This window comes from Flavobacteriales bacterium (genome assembly GCA_021296215.1).
Classification (GTDB): domain Bacteria; phylum Bacteroidota; class Bacteroidia; order Flavobacteriales; family ECT2AJA-044; genus ECT2AJA-044.
This window is the reverse complement of record JAGWBA010000062.1, coordinates 1-14,908: the sequence shown is the minus strand read 5'-3', so window position 1 is coordinate 14,908 and position 14,908 is coordinate 1. Positions and strand designations below refer to the sequence as shown.

The window sequence follows — 14,908 nt, the reverse complement described above, 5'->3', positions numbered from 1 at the left end:
CCACTACGCGAAATGGAAAATCAGCGATTACTATAAAACCTACAACAGCAAAAGAAAACACCGATCACTCAAAAGAAAAGCCCCGGACCGGGTCCGGAAACAAAACTATAAACCCACAAAAAATCAAGAAAATAAATTGTTAAACCCAAAACTCTGCTAAATTGATTGATAATTTCTGTCCAGTTTATAGGGGGTCAATACACTTTGCCTTTGCCATTAGTGGGTTTAGGATGGCATCGACCCGCAACTTCGATTGGTTTGGTGCGTACGTGGTCGGACTCGTAACGGCGATCGGGGGAGGAACAACGCGTGATCTTCTTTTAGGGGTGACTCCTTTTTGGATGGAAGGTCCGAGATACCTCATCATCACGTGGGTGGCTTTGCTCACCGTGATCCTGTTCAAGAAAGAGCTCTTTCGACTTGGCCGGACGCTGTTCGTTTTCGACACCCTCGGACTAGCCTTATTTACTGTTTCGGGGATCGGAAAAAGCTTGGAGCTTGGACTTCCGATGTGGCTTTGCATCATTATGGGCACCTTGCGGGATCCATGGGTGGAGTCGTTCGCGACCTTATCATTAGAGAGCTGCCTTTGCTCTTTAGGGAGGATGTATATGCCGTAGCCTGTGTTGCAGGTGGCTTCGTCTACTACATCTGTATGCAATTCCAAGGTTTAACGGGGTACCGCGAGCTGGCGGCGGCCTCGATGGTTATAATTCTCCGGCTTTTAGCAGTCCGCTTCAAATGGGAGTTGCCCAAATTACCCTCATTAGACGGCTGAAGTCCAAGTAGTGCTTAAGCCTAATCAATTCAGTTCCGCTATGGCTAGCTCATACCGATACAAAAGCTCAGCTTCCTGCGAGGTCAATTCAGAAAAAAGCAAAGTCAACATGACGATATTTCTTATGGTGGCTTCTTCGGTGTGCGTGCGCCGGTCAAACGTTAAGTCAGAAATTCGGTTTAAAGTCCTGTTGACCGACTCTTGTTGTCGATAAGCATCGTAGAGCTTCTTTGACGACTCAAAGGGAACCCGTGTGGCCAATCGCTCCTCTTTTGCTACGGTCCAAGCAATATCGTTCAACCCTTTTTGCATTACCCCTTGCGGCATTAACTTGAAATCGTTGAAATAAAAGCCGTTAAACAGCGAATCTTCGGCAAGCTCAACATAGAGCCGCTGAAGCGTGTCTAAAACGGACAAATGGTATTCATGCGCTTTGAAGGCGATGTCGTGGTTTTCGCGTAATTCGAATAAAATGTTATTCAGAATAACATCGGTAGCTCTGCGCTCATTGACATTGCTGCGCCACTCATTGGCAAAAAGAGCCAGTAAAACACTGAAAACGATAACCGCCGATTCTCCGAGAATCCCGCGAAATCGAGTACTTGATCCATTATTTGCCATGAATAGAGGGGGCTGGTGAAACGTAAATATATAAAGTACGAACAACAGGTTACGAGCCTTCAGCGAAATGAATATACATTGTACGTACAGGTTCTTGTGGTGTTTTGTACCTTAAGCCTCTAATCAGTCTATTCCACTCCTCTGATCAATTCCGCGGCTTGGTATATTCTCAAAAACATGTACCATGATCGCGAAGCGTTACTTTTTCGGAATTCTCTCTTTTCTATTTCTCGCCTTCACCTTTTCAGTAGAAGCACAGTCACTGCCGTTCGATTTTGAATCGACACCTACGGCCGCTGATTTCACGGACTTCGATGGCGGTGCGCTGACCATCGTGGCCAATCCGAGTACCGGTGGTTCCAATTCCAGTGCCACAGTGGCACAGATCGTTCGCACTGGAGGCCAGGTTTGGGGAGGTAGCAAGATCACTTTGAATAATCCGCTCGATTTTACCACGAACAGTACCATTAGCATGAAAGTGTACACCCACGCACCTGTTGGAACACTAGTTAAGCTGAAGCTCGAAGATTCCGGTGGGTCATTTACCGAGGTCGATGTATTGACAACGGATTCTAGTGAATGGCATACGCTCAGCTGGGACTTCACAGGAGCGCCTACACAATTCACGGATTTGGTCTTCATGTTCGATTTTGGAAACGTGGGCGACGGCTCTTTGACCTCAACCTTTCTGTTTGACGATGTAGAGCAAGTATTCAGTGGCACCCATATTGACTTACCGGTGGACTTTGAGGGGAATACCGTCAACTACACTATGTCGGATTTTGGAGGCAATATATCTCAAAGGGTACAAGACCCTACCAACGCGAGCAATATGGTCATTGAAGTGGTTAAGCCTGTGGGCGCAGCTACTTGGGCGGGCACCACCATTGGGACTCCGGCCGGATTCGCCACCGACATTCCACTCAGCATGACCGAGTCGTTCATGACCGTTCGCGTTTGGTCTCCGACCGCAGGGATCCCAATTCGCCTAAAAGTGGAAGATCACAGTGACCCTACCCACACCTGCGAGACGGAAGTCAACACCACCGTAGCCGGTGCTTGGGAAACCTTGGTTTTCGATTTTACCAATCAGGCTCCGGGTACGGAGCTATTGAGTGTAGGATTGGCGCAAGGCTGGACCTACAACATGGCCTCGATCTTTTTCAACTTCGATACGGATGGGGCTACGGCCGGAGAAACGACCTATTATTTCGACGATGTAGCATTTGGAAATAACGGTATCGGAATCTCGGAGAATGAGTTGGCAGGAGTCCGCGTATATCCGAATCCGGCCGTAGGCCGATGGACCATTACGTCAGAACACGAGCTACGGTCGGTTGAGTTATACGACATGCAAGGGCGCAGACTGACCGCAATCAATGGGCATTCGTCATCGGTTGCCGTCGACGCTTCGGCCCTGGCACCGGGTGCGTACGTGTTGCACGTTCAAAGTGCGGGAGGTTCAAAACGAGTGACCGTACTGAAGCAATAGCCTTTCGCACAGCTAGTACTTTAACTTTTACGAGGTGCTCGTGCGTCGGTCGAATCTGTTTACTTGGTTCTGTGCCTACGGCACGAAGCATTTGTTTCGCAGCCACACTCACCACTGCGGTCGGCGGCCTATTCTTGTTCCGTCTTACACGTGCTTAATCCAAACGGCATGTACAGCGGACAGGTACGCACCAAGCTGGTTAGGATAAAGACCACGGCCAAGATGTACAGAATGGTAGCCACGATACCGGTTACGGTTCCGGAATACGCCAAATAGATCATTACTGCGGCCAAGATTAAGCGAATTACGCGATCGGCAGAACCCATGTTCTTTTTCATAGCAAGCGAGAATTAAAGGTAAGTTTCAATGACCCAAGCTATGCCGGCCACGAACCCGATACACAGAAGACAAACTCCGATCGGCTTGATCACCTTGGATTTCATATTACCAAGTTAGCGAAAATCACCGCTCGCAGCGTGTGGCTTCACTTTAAATAAGACTCCAAATCACTCTTCGGCACCTCAATGATGATGGCCCCTGCAGCGTAGGCGGCAATTTCATATGGGTTGTAGTAAAAGCGAATACCCTTGGGCTCAAGTGAAAAATTCTCGGTCAGCGGAATACTCTCTACGCTCAAAATGCCATCGGTCGTCAATGAAGCATCAGGTGCCAAACCTTCCTGCTCGCGGTAATGGAAGTCGACCAGAGCTTGCACCGGTTCGCGAGCTCCCGGCTTAATGATGTCATCGAGCAATAGGGTATCTCCGGTTTGCACGTCGAAGTTGTAATAGTGCGTTTCGTGTCGTCCGTGGGCACCTCCACTGTAGTCGCTATAGTCGCGCTCCAAAGTCAGCACTTCGTCGTCGAAACGGCGAATAGTACGCGACTCCTTGTGGGTCCAAGGCACGGTATAACCGAGTTCGGCCTGCATTTGCTTGTACTGATCTACGTAGCAGGTAATTTGCTCTTGCCAAGTGCGATCCGTGGTGCGCGCCTGAGCCCAGAGCTTGGAATCGATAAGTCGGTTGAGGTCGTCCGATAAGTCGGGACCATAAAAATGCGGAAACTCGATCTCGATGCGCACATAACCCCGGTTTCCGTCTTCCACGATGAACTCGAGAATGGTATCGATCATTTGGTATCCGAGGGCTTCAACATGGGCCGAATCGACCTCTTGGGATGAACCCTCCTTGGGCTCGGCCGGGTCGCAAGCCGCCAATAGCCATCTGCCCGCGAGGGCGAAAAAAAACAATAAATTCTTTATCGTACTTTGGCTTTACGGATGATGCGGGCGAAAATATTCGGGAAGAATCGCTTGACGTAGATCCCGAGTTTTTCGCGGCCACCGATGTAAACTTCGTTTCGCCCTTGCTCCATGGCCTTCACCATGAGCGACGCGCATTGTTCGGGGGACATGCCGTTGGCTTGCGCATCTTCCATTTCGCCCAGCTTTTCGCCGGAACCGGTCACGGCGTTCACCGAGATCTGCGTGCGAATGAATCCGGGGCAAAAGATGGTCACTTTGAGTCCTTGATCGTGCAGCTCGGCCCTTAAACTATCGTAAAATCCGTGCAGAGCATGCTTGGCCGCCGCGTAGGCCGATCGGTACGGACTCCCGAATTTTCCGACGAGGCTCGACGTAACGCCGATGTGTCCGCCCCCGTTTTCGAGCATGCTCGGCAATACGGCTTTGGTCAGCACCACGGTACCGAAAAAATCGATCTCCATTACGCGGCGATCCACTTCGAGGGGTGTATTGAGGGCCAGATCACGCTGGCTGATTCCTCCATTGTTCAGGAGAGCATCGACCTGTCCATAATGCTCTAAAACCGCATCGGCCGCCGGCTGCAGCGTGGTGCCATCAGCCAAATCAAGCGTTTGTACCAGCACATCGGACGCACCCTTGTCCTTGGCCCTTAAGGCCACGGCCTCCAATTGATCCTTTCTACGGGCCGATAAAACCAACTTGGCCCCCTGGCCCGCGAATTCGTACGCCAGCGCCTCGCCGATCCCCGACGTAGCCCCGGTGATCCAAACCACCTTTTCTTTAAAACTCATGTTTACGAAAATACCAAAATGCATGAAGCCTAATCCCCGTCGTATGTGTTACTTTTGCTAATTATGAAGCAAATGAAGCGTTTTTTGGTTTTCGGCCTCGCGGCCGGATGTGCTGTGAGCGTCACTGCTCAAGACTGCGGAAAGATCAACAAAAAGACCCTGGTGAACTTCGAAGAGCGGGTCCAATATCTGGCCTCCGACGCCTTGGAAGGCCGTGAAGCCGGCACCGATGGCGAAGCTGCGGCACGCGATTACATCGTTCAACAGATGACCGAAATAGGTCTGGAGCCCCGAGGTACGGAAGGATTTTTACAGGCATTCGACTTTCAGCGCCCCGTTGAGGTGGATCCCATTTCAACCTTCATGAAATGGAAAGGGTCTAGTCGCCAACTCAACAAAGACTTTTACCCGGTCAAATACAGTGCCGAAGCTACCGCCGTGGGCGAAGCCGCTCGCGTAGGCTATGGTATCGTTGCACCTGAACTCGGTTATTCCGATTACCGCGACTCCACCATAGATTACAGCGGAAAAGTGTTCTTTATGGACATCGGATCGCCCGATGGAACGCACCCACATTCAAAGTTTAAAGCGCATCACGACCTGCATACGCGACTCGAAAATGCCGTGGACATGGCAGCTACTGCCGTAGTGCTGTACAATACGGACGATACTGCCGAAAATCCGGAATCGTTGTTCAAAAACATCCTTTCAGTTGGCATTCCGGTCATGTTTTGGACCACCTACGACAACAACGACGTGCCCAAGGGTGAAGTGCATATCTCGGTTAAAATGAGCGAAGTCTCCGATACGGGGTATAATGTTGTTGGATACTTGGAGCGCGGCTCCCATAAGACCATCGTTATTGGAGCTCATTACGATCACCTCGGTTACGGTGGGGAGGGTTCGCGCTACACCGGACACAAGCCCATGATCCACAATGGGGCCGACGATAATGCGAGCGGAACGGCCGGAATCTTGGAACTGGCGGCTTACTACGCCAAAAAAGGCAAGAAGTACGACGGAAACAATATTCTTTTCATTGCCTTCAGTGCTGAGGAAAAGGGACTTTTGGGATCCAAGTACTTCGTGGATAACCCGACGATCTCATTGAGTGCCGTGAACTACATGATCAACTACGACATGATCGGTTCACTGGATGTCAACGACGGCTTCGTGATCAACGGCGTTGGAACAAGTTCGGAATGGAAAAAAGCCCTGGAGGCGGTCGATTGCGACCTTAAATACACGACCACGGAAAGCGGCATTGGGCCGAGCGACCATACGAGCTTTTACTTGAAGGATATTCCGAGCATTCACTTCTTTACCGGAGCAACCGAGCACTACCACAAACCGAGTGACGATCCGGCCACATTGAACATGGCCGGTGCCGTTCGTATCGTGGAGTTCACCAAGGCGCTGATCAACGACCTGGACGATGTCCCGGCCCTGGCCTTTCAAGAGACCAAGCAAGAAGAAAGCATGCGTGTTCCCAAGTTCAAGGTAACCCTCGGAGTAATGCCCGATTACGCTTTTGAAGGACCGGGAATGAAGATCGACGGAATCATCCCCGACAGGCCCGCACAAGGTGCCGGTTTGCATTCAGGCGATATTATTTTGCGAATTGGGGACATGAACGTCACCGATATGCAAGGTTATATGAGAGCATTAGCAGCCTTCGAAAAAGGAGATGTCGTTGAGGTGAGGTTCAAACGAAACGGAAAAGAAGGAACCACCCAACTCACTTTTTAATGGAGGAAAAACCAAAAGTGGCCATGATCGGCGGAGGTAGTTGGGCTACCGCACTGGTCAAGATACTCACTGAAAACAACGAGCGCGTTGGTTGGTGGATGCGCAATGAGGAGGCCATTGAGCACGTGCATCTTCACGGACACAACCCCAACTACTTGAGCTCGGTGTTCTTTGACCCGCTTCGGCTCGACCTATCTACCGACTTGAACCAAATCGTTCGCAACCACGATATTCTCGTCTTCGCGGTTCCATCGGCTTTCTTAAAGAAAGGTCTGGAACCTTTGACCGAGCCACTGTCCGACAAAATGGTAGTCTCAGCGATCAAGGGAATCGTACCCGACGAAAACCAGATCGTCGGTGAATACTTGCACAACCGATACGATATCTCCTACAACATCATCGCCGTGGTCACGGGTCCTTGTCATGCAGAGGAAGTCGCCCTGGAACGCCTCAGCTACCTCACTGCTGCATCCGAAAATAAAGACTTGGCCAAGCTCATCAAAAAAAACCTGCAGTGCGACTACATCAAGGTTACTACGTCTGATGATATCATTGGGTCCGAGTATGCCGCGGTGATGAAGAACATCATTGCCATCGCGGCCGGAATCTGCCATGCGTTGGGGTACGGCGATAATTTCCAGGCCGTGCTGGTAGTGAACGCGATCAAAGAAATGAAGCACTTCATCAAGAACGTATATCCAAACAAAAGAGATATCACCGACAGTGCCTATTTGGGCGATCTATTGGTGACCGCCTACTCTCAATTCTCACGAAACCGGACCTTCGGAAACATGATCGGTAAAGGCTACAGTGTACGCTCGGCCATGCTCGAAATGAACATGGTGGCCGAAGGGTATTACGCCGTTGACTGTATCAAGAAAATGGGGAAACTACACGACGTCAGCATGCCCATCTGCAACATGGTCTACAAGGTAGTTTACGAGGGTAAATCGCCCCGCAAGCAAGTCGCGAAGCTAGCCGACAAAATGAAATAACGCCGAAGGCGAGTTCTTAGTTCTTAGTTAGGCTGTTGGCCAAACCACGTGAATTCGGCTTCGCCCGAGTCCATTTCTACGGCGTCAATGTCCCTTACCTTACGCGCAGTGCCGATGTACTCGCGAAGCAAATATACCCGCGAAAGCGGATGTCCTCTCAAATAAAATGTCCTCATCTATTGCGAATGTTTTTCGGCATTGCATGCTAACCCGTAGCGAAGAAGTAGCTTTTGAGAAAGCGAAACCCGCTGTTCGAGTCTGCCGCGCAGACGAGTTTGGGTTGAGCCAAAAAAGCTGCGCTGCTTCGCAAGGGAGGCATGCCAGCCTGGATTTTTGCGGTACTTTTTATCAAGAAAAAGTAGCGGGGATTGTTTTTGATCAAGCCTTTATGAACGAATACCTTGTTATAAAAGAAATGGGCTAAGCCTTTGACTTAAGCAAGAAAGAACGTCGATCAAAATCAAGAACCCCCTGGTCGCGCAGTTCATTCAATAAAGTCGTTACGGTCTGTCTCGATGTGCCGATCAAATTCGCAATGTTTTTGTGGGTAAAGTAATGAGTTACTTTAATGGCTCCATTATCTTGTTTCACGCCCTTTTCATCGGCCAGTTCCTGTATAAAATCCTCGAGCCGTGCCCGCACATCCTTGAACACGAGGTTATCGATCCGGCGCTCCAACTTCTTCATCTTGATTCCGATCATCTTGTAGATCCGCAAGGTAAACTCTTGGTTGTCCTTCATCAGGTCCTGCATCATCTCGATGTTCACCGGACATAGCGTGGTTCCTTCTTCGACCACCTGTGCTACTTCGGTCCTCCGCGTTTCGCCCAACAAGGCCATTTCGCCGAAGATCTCGCCCCGCTCCAACACGCCCTTTACCACCTCTTCACCGTCTTCGGTATACTGTACAATCTTCACACGCCCGCTCGCTACTAGGTAAATGGTATCGGCCGCATCGTCGTTGAAGTATACCTGTTCGTTCTTATCGTACACGCGAAAATGCCGCGCGTCATTCTGAAATTCCGCGAACTTATGCGGACACAGAATATCGAATAGGTTGACGTTCTCGAAATACCAAATACTACCCATGCTTCTAAAATAGTGCTTAGTTTTGAGTTTGTGGAAAAAGCCTCATGACATAAGTAAAGAGCTAATGGTTATACGAGTAAAACATTGCAAACCTTCATGGTCCATGGTTCATTGCCTTTGACCATTTCTATTTACCTTTCAAACAAACACACGACCATGTCCGACCAGAAGAAATTTACCTCTTATTCCCGCCCCTACGTTTCTCCCGATGATATGGTCCTACGGACCGAAGCGTTCCTTCAGCACATGGATCAACGCCGTTCTTTGCGCATGTTCTCCGACGCTCCTGTTCCTGTGGAGGTCATCGAAAATTTGATCAAAACGGCCTCGACGGCGCCCAGCGGAGCCCACAAACAACCGTGGACCTTCGTTGCGATTCAGGACCCTGGGATCAAAGCGAAGATCCGAGAGGCGGCCGAACGCGAAGAGTACGAAAGCTACCACGGCCGCATGTCGGAAGAGTGGCTGAACGACCTTAAAAAATTCGACACCGACTGGAACAAGCCGTTCTTAGAAACAGCTCCTTGGCTCATCGCGGTCTTTAAGCAGAGCTACCGGCTCCTCGAAGACGGATCGCGCGGTCTGCATTACTACGTCAATGAGAGTGTCGGCCTCGCGGCCGGATTCCTACTTGCGGCCATACACAACGCCGGTCTCGTGGCACTCACCCACACACCATCACCCATGAACTTCCTGCAAGAGATTCTCGATCGACCCGGAAACGAAAAGCCTTTCTTACTCATCCCCGTGGGTTACCCAGCTGATGATGCGGTCGTTCCGAAATTGACCCGGAAGGGACTACAAGAAGTCTCTGTTTTTATTTGACCACTCCCTGAATCCTTAAGGAGGCCTTTGCCCGTAGGCCTTAAGCCATGGACTGTAGGCCTGTAGACTATCGTCCTTAGAGTGAATATTGACTAGTTAAATGTGAATTCGCGCTTCACGCCAGTGAATCTCAAAAGGGTTTGAACCCCATTTAATATTTTGGGTAGCGTGAATGGACTGAAGTGGCCAATAAACCTACACCTAAAACCTCTTTCAATGTTGCCAAACCTGAGTTGCGTAGTAAACGAACTCGCTCGGTGCGCGAATTGACTCGCGTTGCGAATATACTCCGGCGAAGCCGGAGTATTCTTGGCCTCCGGCCAATCACCATAGCTCCTATGGAGCTATGGATATCTCCTCATCTCCTTCCTCATACGGCAAATAGGTCATGATGAACTGCAACATCTCATCCGTGGTGCGCATGGAGGTCTTGGTCAGTGCATCGATCTCGCGGGGCGGATGAAAAGGATTCTCCGGGTTGTTCTCCGTGTTGTCGAATGTGGCGTAGACGTGGATCACCGAGCCTTTCGGGATCTTTTGCATTTTCTCGAAGGTGTAGAAATACTGCCAGTGAAAATCCCACTCGGGAATCTTGATCAAGGGAATGGTATCGCCGCCGGGCTTTAAGGCAAAAGCCCAGAAGTCGATCCCCAACAAGTGCATATGCGGGTTTATGGTCAGTAACGATATATCGCCATCGGCCTCTGCCTTGGTATGAAAGGTCATGACCGTATCGGGCGGAATTATAAAATCGGGAGTAATACGACTGATACCAAAGGTGCCCATCTGGATCTCCAACGTGGGGCGCGTAGGCGGCTCGTCCATAAAGAAGATATTGATGCGGCTGCTATCCCACTGATCGTTCGGAATAGGCGCATAATGCATATCGTGGATCATGAAAGCGCCCTTCTTACTCATCTTGAATCCGCCAATGCCATCGGGGTATTCCTGTGCAATGACTCCGGGCAAATAATTCACGATGAGCGGATCCAACACAGGGAAACTGCCGTCGTCGTTCGGTATGTCCATGATCCTGTAGATCTCCTCGTCGGTGAAAAGTTCTGCGTCTACTACGTTCTTACCGCCAAAAACATTCCGTTTTTTATCGTCCTCGTACAAGATCAAATGACCGTTCATGTGGTGTACGAGTTGATTGGGCCCCGGAATGAATTCGGCCACGCGCACATAGCGTTCCTCGTCCATTTCGTACGGCACCTTCATGATGAGAAACTCATCGCGATTGACGCCGGGGACCAAGTAAGGTTCTACTTCCAGCACCAAGTCCGGTTCACCGAGCTGGCTGCCATTGGGGTAGTTCGGCACTTCGGGTTCAAGATTCATGTTTCCCTTTGGAACACCGCCTTCGTGCCATCGGCGAATGAGGTCGATCTCTTCGTCGGTGAGCACTTTTTGCCTTAAAAAGCTGCGGTACTTATGATCCGCTGGCCAAGGTGGCATGTAACGGGTTCCGGTATGAGCCACCATTTTTGACCGCTTGGCAACGTCTTTATAATTCGTAAGTAAGAAAGGTCCGGGCTGACCATCGCGGTGGCATGGAACGCAGTTCTCGAATACAATGGGAGCGATGTCCTCGGCCCAGGTGGGCACGGTGTCGGCCGCCCCGGAATCGGCCTCATCGGACGCGGGAGACGCGCATCCGCCCGCGAGGGCGAAAAGCAAAATAAAAAGGGGAAGAGCGATTTTTCGGATCAGCTCAACCATCCGAGGGCCACGACGAACCATAGCACCTGTTTTTTGGACATTTTTTTCATGCTATTCAATAAAACACCCAACCGGTTCGGTTTGTGCGAGGCGCACGTTTTCGCCGGCGGATATGTCGTTCAAAGCGTCTTTGAGGTAGAATTCGGTCACGACTTGGCGGTGATGCCCAAGCGACACGGCCCAGTTGTCGATCTTGCCCGTATATAGCACGTTGGATTTGTTATCGACAACGTAAACCTCGGGGGTGATGGTCGCCTTGAAATACTGCACCAGGCGGAAGTTCGGGTCCATGATCACAGTGAGGTCCAAGTCGTATTCGTGGAGGTAATCGAGCACATCTTGATTCGTGTAATCGCTCCCCGATACCACTCCGATAAAGTCGGTTGAGTCGTTTCCGAATTGCTCTTCGATCTCGCGAATGTCCTTAGCGTAGTTGACGCACAATGGGCATACCGGAGAAATAAAATAAAACACGTTGGTATGATTCTTCTTGAGCGAACGCATCGCGAGCTTTTCGCCGGATACGGTATTGAACCTACCTTGATACAAACCTTTTGGCCGTACCCCTCTAGCGCAGGCCAGGGCAAATAAAACTATAAGTATGATCGTCCACGTCTTCTTCATCTGTCTTCACTTATCATTTCGTAGAATCGAACTTCGATTGTTCCGTCGGTTGTGATATACGCGCGGTACATTCCGACCGTATTAAACACCATGGCCGCATTTCCGTCGGCGTCCAAGGCTATGAGTCCGCCCGGGGCATTCATACTCCCGAGCTCGTCGATCACGGCCTTTGTCGCATCGGCCACGGTTTGCTCGTTGAACATCATCCGCGCATGCACACTGTGGGCCGCTGCTACGCGAATAAAGTACTCGCCATGACCGGTACAGCTTACTCCGCACGTGCGGTTATCGGCATAGGTGCCTGCGCCAATGACAGGCGAGTCGCCGATGCGCGCCCACCGCTTATTCGTCATTCCACCCGTGCTGGTTCCGGCGGAGATATTGCCCTCCCGATCAACCGCCACGGCGCCTACCGTTCCCATTTTAGCATCGACAGGTGTCTCCACAGCACCGTTCTTCTTTTCCTCGTCCAGCACTCTCTGCAAGGATTTGTAGCGGTCTTCGGTATAGAACCAGCTCGAATCGGCCATTTCAAGGCCTTGCCGCTCAGCGAACGCCTCAGCCCCCTCTCGCGAAAGCAACACATGAGGCGACGACTCCATCACCGCACGGGCGGCCTCAATGGGGTTCTTTACAGTACTAACACCCGCTACGGCACCGGCGTTGAGATCCTTGCCCGACATGATCGAGGCGTCGAGTTCATTGTGCCCTTCATGGGTAAAAACCGCACCGCGGCCGGCATTGAACTCCGGAGAATCTTCTAGTATTTTAATAGCTGCAACGACCATATCCAAACTCGAGCCGTCTTTTTTCCACATTGCATACGAGGCATTGAGTGCTTCTTTGAGGTCGGCCGTGATCTTCTGCTGCCTTTCGGGAGTCATGTACTCAGGCAAAATCGTCCCAGCCCCTCCATGGAGTACCATCACTACGTTGCTCGCTGTTTCCTGCGCCTTCAACGGCGCGATGAACATCGCCGCGATCCATACCAGTATGAAGGTGGTTTTCTTCATGGGTGCTAAGATACGAGAGTTTCTAGTTACTCTGATTATCAGCTGCTTGATGGAAGTGATCCCACACTTTTATGGCCTTGGACAACCCCACGATATTCTCGAGCCGGTCCTTACTCGCTTCTTTGATCCGTTTCACCGACTTAAATGCTTTTAACAAATCACGAGCCGTTGACTCCCCAATTCCCTGGATCGCCTCGAGCTCCGTATTGAAACTGCTTTTGCTCCGTCGGTTGCGGTGATGCGTGATCCCAAAGCGATGGGCTTCGTTCCGCAATTGCTGAATGATCTTAAGCGTTTCGGAGCACTTATCGAGATATAGCGGAACGGGGTCATCGGGGTAAAAGAGCTCTTCGAGCCTTTTGGCGATTCCCACAATAGCGATCGTGCCGCGAAGATTCAGCTTCTCCAGACTTTTGAGCGCTGCATTCAATTGCCCTTTTCCACCATCGATCACGATTAGTTGCGGGAGCGGTTGTTCCTCGTCGAGCAGGCGCTTGTAACGCCGGTAAACTACCTCCTCCATAGAAGCAAAATCATCGGGGCCTTCAACGGTCTTGATATTGAAGTGGCGGTAGTCCTTTTTACTCGGTTTGCCGTTCTTGAAGACCACACATGCCGCCACCGGATTCGTTCCTTGGATATTCGAGTTATCGAAGCACTCGATGTGGCGGGGTTCTTCACTTAAACGCAAGTCGGTCTTCATTTGGGCCATGATGCGCTTGGTATGGCGCTCGGGATCCACGATCTGTATTTGCTTCAACCTCTCTTGCCTGTACTGCTTGGCATTGCGGATCGATAGGTCCACCAAAGCCTTCTTATCGCCCCTCAGGGGCTTATGAAACTTCACCCCCTCAATGTCCAATTCCAGATGGTGTGACACATATACCTCGCGCGCATGATCGGTGTAGGTTTGCCGCAGTTCAAACAGCCCGAGTGTGAGTAGCTCCTCGTCGGACTCGTCGAGCTTCTTCTTTAATTCCAGGGTGTGCGATTGGATCACCGCCCCATCGACCACCCGTAAGTAGTTTAGGTATGCGTTCCGGATATCCGATATAAGACTATATACGTCCACGTCTTTGATCCTTGGACTGACCACGGTAGACTTGGCCTGGTAGCGATTCAAAAGGCCTATGCGCTCCTTTGTACGCTGCGCTGCTTCGAACTTGAGGTTCGCAGCCTGTTCTTCCATGTCGCGCTGTAGACCCCGTCGGACTTCCGAGACATTCCCTCTAATGATCTCGCTAACCTTTTGAATACAGATATCGTACTCCGTTTCGGTCTGATAGCCTTCACAAGGGCCCAAGCAATTGCCAATATGATATTCCAAACATACCTTGAATTTTCCGGCCGCAATATTCTCTTCGGTCAAGGCATAGTTGCAGGTGCGCAAAGGGTAAATGCCCTTGATCAGCTCCAGCACATTCTTCATGATCCGACCCGAAGCATAGGGACCGAAGTACTCGGATCCATCACGAATGACATTGCGGGTCGAAAACACCCTTGGGAAAGGTTCCTTTTTGATACATATCCACGGGTAAGTTTTGTCATCTTTCAACATGACATTGTACCTCGGTTGGTGTTCTTTGATCAAATTATTCTCGAGCAACAGGGCATCGACCTCGGTTTCGACTACGATAAACTCAATCCTACGAATCTTCTTGACCAAGACCTTTAAGCGGCCCGATTCCTGAGTTTTGTTAAAATAAGAGTTCACCCTTTTCCTCAGGTTTTTGGCTTTTCCCACGTATAGCAGCCTTTCGTCCTCGTCGAAATACTGATATACCCCGGGGCGCTGCGGAATGGTCTTCAACTGTGTTTCAACATGCTCTTTGGCCATACTCAAATATAGAGAATGAAAAAAGGCGCTGTATTAAATCGCACGTTCACTTGCGATTTAATACATTTAAACTATAAAGACGTCTACTACTGACGATCTAGTGCA

15 protein-coding genes and 1 pseudogene are annotated in these 14,908 nt (G+C 50.5%); 6 read left to right on the top strand and 10 right to left on the bottom strand.

Features of this window, described 5'->3' with window-relative positions; all coding sequences use genetic code 11:
• Positions 1 to 230 precede the first annotated feature (230 nt).
• Positions 231 to 778 (top strand): annotated as a pseudogene (locus J4F31_09680) (trimeric intracellular cation channel family protein).
• Positions 779 to 802: 24 nt separating this feature from the next.
• On the opposite strand, the gene J4F31_09675 reads toward J4F31_09680, so the two are convergent.
• Positions 803 to 1,399, bottom strand: coding sequence for a hypothetical protein (locus J4F31_09675; GenBank protein ID MCE2496827.1), 597 nt, complete (start codon positions 1,397 to 1,399; stop codon positions 803 to 805).
• A 184-nt stretch (positions 1,400 to 1,583) separates the two neighbouring features.
• Between J4F31_09675 and J4F31_09670 the strand changes: the two genes are divergently transcribed.
• Complete coding sequence (locus J4F31_09670) at positions 1,584 to 2,891, top strand: T9SS type A sorting domain-containing protein (GenBank protein ID MCE2496826.1); 1,308 nt, start codon at positions 1,584 to 1,586, stop codon at positions 2,889 to 2,891.
• A gap of 128 nt (positions 2,892 to 3,019) precedes the next feature.
• Here the strand turns inward: J4F31_09670 and J4F31_09665 are convergent, their stop codons facing one another.
• From J4F31_09665 to J4F31_09655, 3 genes are all read right to left on the bottom strand, one after another.
• Positions 3,020 to 3,229 (bottom strand): DUF2892 domain-containing protein, encoded by a 210-nt coding sequence (locus J4F31_09665; protein MCE2496825.1) that lies wholly within the window; start codon positions 3,227 to 3,229, stop codon positions 3,020 to 3,022.
• Positions 3,230 to 3,375: 146 nt separating this feature from the next.
• Positions 3,376 to 4,143, bottom strand: coding sequence for a DUF3298 domain-containing protein (locus tag J4F31_09660; GenBank protein MCE2496824.1), 768 nt, complete (start codon positions 4,141 to 4,143; stop codon positions 3,376 to 3,378).
• Between the two features lie 8 nt (positions 4,144 to 4,151).
• The gene (locus J4F31_09655; protein ID MCE2496823.1) at positions 4,152 to 4,949 is read right to left on the bottom strand and encodes an SDR family oxidoreductase; all 798 of its coding nucleotides are present in this window, start codon (positions 4,947 to 4,949) and stop codon (positions 4,152 to 4,154) included.
• A 72-nt stretch (positions 4,950 to 5,021) separates the two neighbouring features.
• Between J4F31_09655 and J4F31_09650 the strand changes: the two genes are divergently transcribed.
• Both J4F31_09650 and J4F31_09645 read left to right on the top strand, forming a co-directional pair.
• Entirely contained in the window at positions 5,022 to 6,698 is a 1,677-nt protein-coding gene (locus tag J4F31_09650; protein MCE2496822.1) for a M20/M25/M40 family metallo-hydrolase, read from the top strand.
• The gene (locus J4F31_09645) at positions 6,698 to 7,693 is read left to right on the top strand and encodes an NAD(P)H-dependent glycerol-3-phosphate dehydrogenase (GenBank protein MCE2496821.1); all 996 of its coding nucleotides are present in this window, start codon (positions 6,698 to 6,700) and stop codon (positions 7,691 to 7,693) included. The genes J4F31_09650 and J4F31_09645 overlap by 1 nt, the downstream gene beginning before the upstream one ends.
• A 23-nt stretch (positions 7,694 to 7,716) precedes the next feature.
• Here J4F31_09645 and J4F31_09640 read toward each other — a convergent pair whose 3' ends face one another.
• Entirely contained in the window at positions 7,717 to 7,869 is a 153-nt protein-coding gene (locus J4F31_09640) for a hypothetical protein (protein MCE2496820.1), read from the bottom strand.
• A 26-nt stretch (positions 7,870 to 7,895) separates the two neighbouring features.
• Between J4F31_09640 and J4F31_09635 the strand changes: the two genes are divergently transcribed.
• Complete coding sequence (locus tag J4F31_09635; GenBank protein ID MCE2496819.1) at positions 7,896 to 8,117, top strand: hypothetical protein; 222 nt, start codon at positions 7,896 to 7,898, stop codon at positions 8,115 to 8,117.
• On the opposite strand, the gene J4F31_09630 is transcribed toward J4F31_09635, so the two are convergent.
• The gene (locus tag J4F31_09630) at positions 8,114 to 8,782 is read right to left on the bottom strand and encodes a Crp/Fnr family transcriptional regulator (protein ID MCE2496818.1); all 669 of its coding nucleotides are present in this window, start codon (positions 8,780 to 8,782) and stop codon (positions 8,114 to 8,116) included. The two genes, J4F31_09635 and J4F31_09630, sit on opposite strands and share 4 nt — an antisense overlap.
• A gap of 156 nt (positions 8,783 to 8,938) precedes the next feature.
• On the opposite strand from J4F31_09630, the gene J4F31_09625 reads away from it, so the two are divergent.
• Positions 8,939 to 9,607, top strand: a complete 669-nt coding sequence (locus tag J4F31_09625) for a nitroreductase family protein (protein ID MCE2496817.1) — start codon at positions 8,939 to 8,941, stop codon at positions 9,605 to 9,607.
• Between the two features lie 336 nt (positions 9,608 to 9,943).
• Here the strand turns inward: J4F31_09625 and J4F31_09620 are convergent, their stop codons facing one another.
• The 4 genes from J4F31_09620 to uvrC are packed head-to-tail and all read right to left on the bottom strand — an operon-like array spanning position 9,944 to position 14,803.
• On the bottom strand, positions 9,944 to 11,350 hold the full coding sequence (locus J4F31_09620) for a hypothetical protein (protein MCE2496816.1): 1,407 nt from the start codon (positions 11,348 to 11,350) through the stop codon (positions 9,944 to 9,946).
• Positions 11,351 to 11,380: 30 nt separating this feature from the next.
• Entirely contained in the window at positions 11,381 to 11,953 is a 573-nt protein-coding gene (locus J4F31_09615; protein MCE2496815.1) for a redoxin domain-containing protein, read from the bottom strand.
• A complete protein-coding gene (locus J4F31_09610) occupies positions 11,950 to 12,966 on the bottom strand; it encodes an isoaspartyl peptidase/L-asparaginase (protein MCE2496814.1) in 1,017 nt (338 codons plus the stop codon). The genes J4F31_09615 and J4F31_09610 overlap by 4 nt, the downstream gene beginning before the upstream one ends.
• Before the next feature lie 22 nt (positions 12,967 to 12,988).
• Positions 12,989 to 14,803: an excinuclease ABC subunit UvrC gene (uvrC, locus tag J4F31_09605; GenBank protein MCE2496813.1), complete on the bottom strand. Its 1,815-nt coding sequence runs from the start codon at positions 14,801 to 14,803 to the stop codon at positions 12,989 to 12,991.
• Positions 14,804 to 14,908: the final 105 nt, after the last annotated feature.

Bases quoted from the DNA above. Each gene is read 5' to 3' on its own strand.
- uvrC (MCE2496813.1), bottom strand. From the start codon at position 14,803: ATGGCCAAAGAGCATGTTGAAACACAGTTGAAGACCATTCCGCAGCGC.
- J4F31_09610 (MCE2496814.1), bottom strand. From the start codon at position 12,966: ATGAAGAAAACCACCTTCATACTGGTATGGATCGCGGCGATGTTCATC.
- J4F31_09640 (MCE2496820.1), bottom strand. From the start codon at position 7,869: ATGAGGACATTTTATTTGAGAGGACATCCGCTTTCGCGGGTATATTTG.
- J4F31_09625 (MCE2496817.1), top strand. From the start codon at position 8,939: ATGTCCGACCAGAAGAAATTTACCTCTTATTCCCGCCCCTACGTTTCT.
- J4F31_09645 (MCE2496821.1), top strand. From the start codon at position 6,698: ATGGAGGAAAAACCAAAAGTGGCCATGATCGGCGGAGGTAGTTGGGCT.
- J4F31_09665 (MCE2496825.1), bottom strand. From the start codon at position 3,229: ATGAAAAAGAACATGGGTTCTGCCGATCGCGTAATTCGCTTAATCTTG.
- J4F31_09655 (MCE2496823.1), bottom strand. From the start codon at position 4,949: ATGAGTTTTAAAGAAAAGGTGGTTTGGATCACCGGGGCTACGTCGGGG.
- J4F31_09670 (MCE2496826.1), top strand. From the start codon at position 1,584: ATGATCGCGAAGCGTTACTTTTTCGGAATTCTCTCTTTTCTATTTCTC.
- J4F31_09620 (MCE2496816.1), bottom strand. From the start codon at position 11,350: ATGGTTCGTCGTGGCCCTCGGATGGTTGAGCTGATCCGAAAAATCGCT.
- J4F31_09635 (MCE2496819.1), top strand. From the start codon at position 7,896: ATGCTAACCCGTAGCGAAGAAGTAGCTTTTGAGAAAGCGAAACCCGCT.
- J4F31_09650 (MCE2496822.1), top strand. From the start codon at position 5,022: ATGAAGCGTTTTTTGGTTTTCGGCCTCGCGGCCGGATGTGCTGTGAGC.
- J4F31_09615 (MCE2496815.1), bottom strand. From the start codon at position 11,953: ATGAAGAAGACGTGGACGATCATACTTATAGTTTTATTTGCCCTGGCC.
- J4F31_09675 (MCE2496827.1), bottom strand. From the start codon at position 1,399: ATGGCAAATAATGGATCAAGTACTCGATTTCGCGGGATTCTCGGAGAA.
- J4F31_09630 (MCE2496818.1), bottom strand. From the start codon at position 8,782: ATGGGTAGTATTTGGTATTTCGAGAACGTCAACCTATTCGATATTCTG.